Here is a 4297-nt window from a genome sequence, read left to right as displayed (position 1 = left end):
CCGCCGCCCTGCTCCCCGGCCCGGTGACACCACCCCGGCCCGGCGCCCGCCACCCCCCTTTCGCGCCGGCGGGGTGGGCGGCGGCCGCCCGGGCGCCCCCCGGGAGGCAGGACTATCCGGCGACACAGCGGGAAAGGGGCCCCGGGGAGCCGAACGGATCGGGGGTGCCGTGGAAGCCGTCGTCATCGGCGCGGTGATCGTGATCGTGGTCATCGCGCTCGTCGGCGCCCTGAGCGTCCGGCTTGTGCAGCAGTACCAGCGCGGCATCGTCTTCCGCTTCGGCCGCGTGCTGCAACCGGTCCGCGAGCCCGGCCTGCGCCTCATCGTCCCGATCGCCGACCGGATGGTCCGCGTCAGCATGCAGACGACCGTGATCGGCGTGCCCCCGCAGGGCGCCATCACCCGGGACAACGTCACCCTCACCGTCGACGCGGTCGTCTACTACCGGGTCGTCGACCCGGTGAAGGCGCTGGTCAAGGTCCGCGACTACCCCGCGGCCGTGCTTCAGGTGGCGCAGACCGCGCTGCGGTCGGTGATCGGCAAGGCCGACCTGGACACCCTGCTCGGCGACCGGGAGCGGATCAACACCGAACTGAAGGCCGTCATCGACGCGCCGACCGAGAAGCCGTGGGGACTGCTCATCGAGCGGGTCGAGGTCAAGGACGTCGCGCTGCCCGAGGGGATGAAGCGGTCGATGTCCCGCCAGGCCGAGGCGGAACGCGAGCGCCGCGCCCGGGTGATCGCCGCCGACGGCGAGTACCAGGCGTCCCGCCGGCTCGCCGACGCGTCCCGGGCGATGGCGGCCACCCCCGGGGCGTACCAGCTCCGGCTGCTGCAGACCGTCGTGGACGTGGCGGCGGAGAAGAACAGCACCCTGGTGATGCCGTTCCCGGTCGAGCTGCTGCGCTTCTTCGACAAGTTCACCCACGCCGCCGCACCCACGCGCGAAGCCGAGCCGCCGGCGGCGCAGCCCCCCACAGCGGAGCGCGCCGCGCCGGCACCCACCGCCGCGCCCGGCGACGGCCGCCGCCGACCCCCGGCCTGACCCCTGGTCGGCGCGCGTGCCGACCTCGGCGCGCCGCCGCCTCCGTCGCCGGTCCGCCCGGCTGCCCGGGTACGACCACCGCCCGTATGTCGGCCGAGCCGGCGGGTGACGGCCCGTTCGGCGACGACGCTTGCGAGAGGGTGCTACGAGTAGCGCGTGTCCGTTACCGACCATGCCGCCACCCCGCCGCGCCGAGCGGGACGTCCGGTGCCCGGAAGCAGCCGTTGCGCCGATGGATCCACCGCCCGGCGCGACCACAATGGCCACCGGGGCAGCCACGGAGGCTGTCCGTTCCGGGGTGGGGAGGTGCGCGCGTGACCGGCTGGCAGGTCTCGGGCTACCACCCGGTCCGGCAGCTCGGCGCCGGTGCGTCCGGCCGGGTGGACCTCGCCGTGCACGACGCGACCGGCACCCCGGTCGCCATCAAGTACCTCACCGGCGGCCTCGGTGACGACCCCTCGTTCCGCGCCGCGTTCCGCGACGAGGCCCGGCTGCTGGCCGAGATCGACGACCCGCACGTCTCCCGGCTCTACGAGTACGTCGAGTCGCCCGCCGGCGCGGCGATCGTCATGGAACTGGTCGACGGCGTATCGCTGCGGCAGATGCTGCGCGCGCACGGCCCCACCACCCCGGAGTCGGCGCTGCGCGTCCTCAAGGGATCGCTCGCCGGGCTCGGCGCCGCGCACGCCAGGGGCGTGGTGCACCGCGACTACAAGCCGGAGAACGTGCTGGTCACCGCCGGGGGCGCCAGCAAGCTGGCCGACTTCGGCATCGCGATGCCGGTCGGGGAGACCTCCGGGGTCAGGGTCACCGGCACCCCCCGCTACATGGCGCCCGAGCAGTGGACGGGCGCCCCGGCCAGCCCGGCCTGCGACATCTACGCGGCCACCGCCACCTTCTACGAGTGCCTCACCGGTCGGCCGCCCTACGACGGGCGGGACCTGTTCACCCTGCACCAGCAGCACGCCCGGGCGCCGATCCCCACCGACCCGGCTCCCGAGCCGGTGCACGACCTGCTGCGGCACGGCATGGCCAAGCAGCCGGCCGAGCGACCGCAACCCGCGCAGGTCTTCCTCGCCGCACTGGAACAGGTGGCGGCCGGCGCGTACGGGCCGGAGTGGGAGGAGCGCGGCCTGCGCGAGCTGGCCCGCCGGGCGGCCCTGCTCGCCGCCCTCTTCCCGTTCCCCGACGGCACCGGCGGGGCGACCAGCCTGGCCAGCACCACGCTGGGCGGGGGCACCGGCCGGTGGACCTGGATGCGCGTGGGCCGGGCCCGCGCGGCGCTGGTCGGCGGTGGGCTGGTCGCCGCGCTGCTGGTCGGCGGGGCCGGGCTGAGCTACGCCAGCCGCGACGAGACCGTGCCGGCGGCGGCCGCCCCGCAGGCGACGACGGGTCCGACCGGCGAGGCGTCCGCCCCGGCCGCCGCGCCGCCCACGCCGACGGTGGCGGCGACCCCCGTCCCGGCGCCCGCCACGCCCGCCGCGACGACGGCCGCCCCGGCGCCAACCGGCCCGAGCGCGTCGTCGCCCCCGTCCGCTTCCGCCTCGCCGACCGCGTCGGCCAGCACCAGCCCGCCGCCGGCGGACACCGCCGCGCCCTCCGTCGGGCGGGTCGCGGCAAGCCCGACCGAGCTCGACCCCAAGGGCTGTCCGTACGGGCCCACGTCCAGCACCGTCTCGGCCGTCGTCTCCGACGACCGTACGACGGCCGGGAGACTGCGGGTCAGCTTCCGGTACACCCTGGACGGCCGCACCACGGAGGTGCCCATGACGGCCGACCGTCGTGGACTGTTCCGTGGCGTCCTGCGCGACCTGCCCCGGCCGGGCGACAGGACCCAGATCCCGGTCCGGGTCGTCGCGGTCGACGAGGCCGGCAACGCCTCGCCCGAGAGCTCGCCGGTCCACGTGACGCTCCACCCGTTCTGCACCCCGGGCTGATCGGTGACCCGGATGTCGACCACGATGACGGAGGGCGGGCCGCCGTGACCCAGCCGAACGACCAGACCGAGGCGCTGCCCACCCACCGGCTGCCCGTAGACGGCGCGGCGACCGCCCGGCTCGACGGCCTGCCGCACCCGACCGGCCCCACCGCACACCCCGCCCCCGACGAACCCACCGCGCACGTGAGTGCCGGCGGGCCGACGGCGTACCTGGCCTCTGGTGAGCCGACGGCGTACCTGGGCTCCGGCGAGTCCACGGCATATCTGGGCTCCGGCGAGTCCACGGCATATCTGGGCTCCGGCGAGTCCACGGCGTATCTGGGCTCCGGCGAGCCGACGGCGTACCTGGGCTCCGGCGAGCCGACCGCGCCCCTGGCCGGCGGCGCGCCGACGAAGCGGCACCCGGCCGCCGGAGACGGCACGGCGCACCTGGCCCAGGGGGAGGCGACGGCGCACCTGAACCTTGGGGGCGCCATCGGGCACCTCGGCGGGGGAGAACCGACGGCGCACCTCGCGCCGGGGTGGCGGGTCGCCCCGCCCGCCGGCCCTGTGCCTGCCCCGCCCGGCGGTCCCGTGCCGTCCCCGCGCGTGGACCCCGGCCGGCTGCCGGTCGATCCGGGTGTGCGGTCCGGGCCGTGGACGACGGCGCAGCCGAGCGGGCAGGAGTCGACGGGCCCGGTGACCGCGGTCGGGACGGGGCGTACCACCGGGGCCGGGCCGGGGACGGTCTTCGGCGGGCGTACGGAAGCGTCGCCCGCGCCGGCGGGCGGGGAGGTGCGGTTCGGGCCGGGCGTGCCGGCCGCCCCGCCGGTCGCGCCTGCCTGGCCCGTGCCGACGCCCCCGCGCCGGCGGCGGTCGGCGTGGCGGACCGTCACCTCGGTGCTCTCCACCGTGACCACCGTCGCGCTGCTCGTCGCCGTCGGCCTCTATCTCTGGCAGCGGATCAGCCCGCTGGAGGTCACCGGGGTCACGGTGGCGGTGCCGAAGCCGGCCGGCGACCGGTGCGACGTCACCGTCGACGTGGTGGCCACCGTGTCGACCAACGGCCGGGCGGGGGAGATCCGCTACCAGTGGCTGCGCAGTGGCAGCGCCCCCGGCAGCCTGCTGACCGAGCGGGTCGGCCGCGGCCAACGCACCGTCGAGTTGACGCTGCGCTGGGCCTTCAGCGGCGTGGGCACCACGACCGAGACGGCCACGGTCAACATCACCTCGCCGTCCCCGGTGCAGGCCCAGGCCCCGGTCGCCTACGACTGCCGGCGCCGCTGATCCTCCCGGCCGGGCGGGCGCGCGGCGCCCGCCCCGCGCTGTCACGT

The 4297-nt window shown here is 76.8% G+C and carries 3 protein-coding genes; all 3 read left to right on the top strand.

What is annotated here, in order from left to right:
• The first annotated feature begins 169 nt into the window (after positions 1 to 169).
• The 3 genes from AB0L34_RS32985 to AB0L34_RS32975 all read left to right on the top strand — a co-directional run bounded on the left by AB0L34_RS32985 (position 170) and on the right by AB0L34_RS32975 (position 4250).
• Entirely contained in the window at positions 170 to 1045 is an 876-nt protein-coding gene (locus tag AB0L34_RS32985; RefSeq protein WP_363709496.1) for an SPFH domain-containing protein, read from the top strand.
• Positions 1046 to 1359: 314 nt separating this feature from the next.
• Complete coding sequence (locus tag AB0L34_RS32980) at positions 1360 to 2982, top strand: serine/threonine-protein kinase (RefSeq protein WP_363709494.1); 1623 nt, start codon at positions 1360 to 1362, stop codon at positions 2980 to 2982.
• 44 nt (positions 2983 to 3026) lie between these two features.
• Positions 3027 to 4250, top strand: coding sequence for a hypothetical protein (locus AB0L34_RS32975; protein WP_363709492.1), 1224 nt, complete (start codon positions 3027 to 3029; stop codon positions 4248 to 4250).
• The last annotated feature ends 47 nt before the right edge of the window (positions 4251 to 4297 follow it).

Origin of the sequence: Micromonospora sp. NPDC052213, from assembly GCF_040679695.1 — a bacterium.
Lineage (GTDB): Bacteria > Actinomycetota > Actinomycetes > Mycobacteriales > Micromonosporaceae > Micromonospora.
Note: the sequence above shows the minus strand (reverse complement) of the source record. Positions and strands in the feature narration are given on the sequence as shown.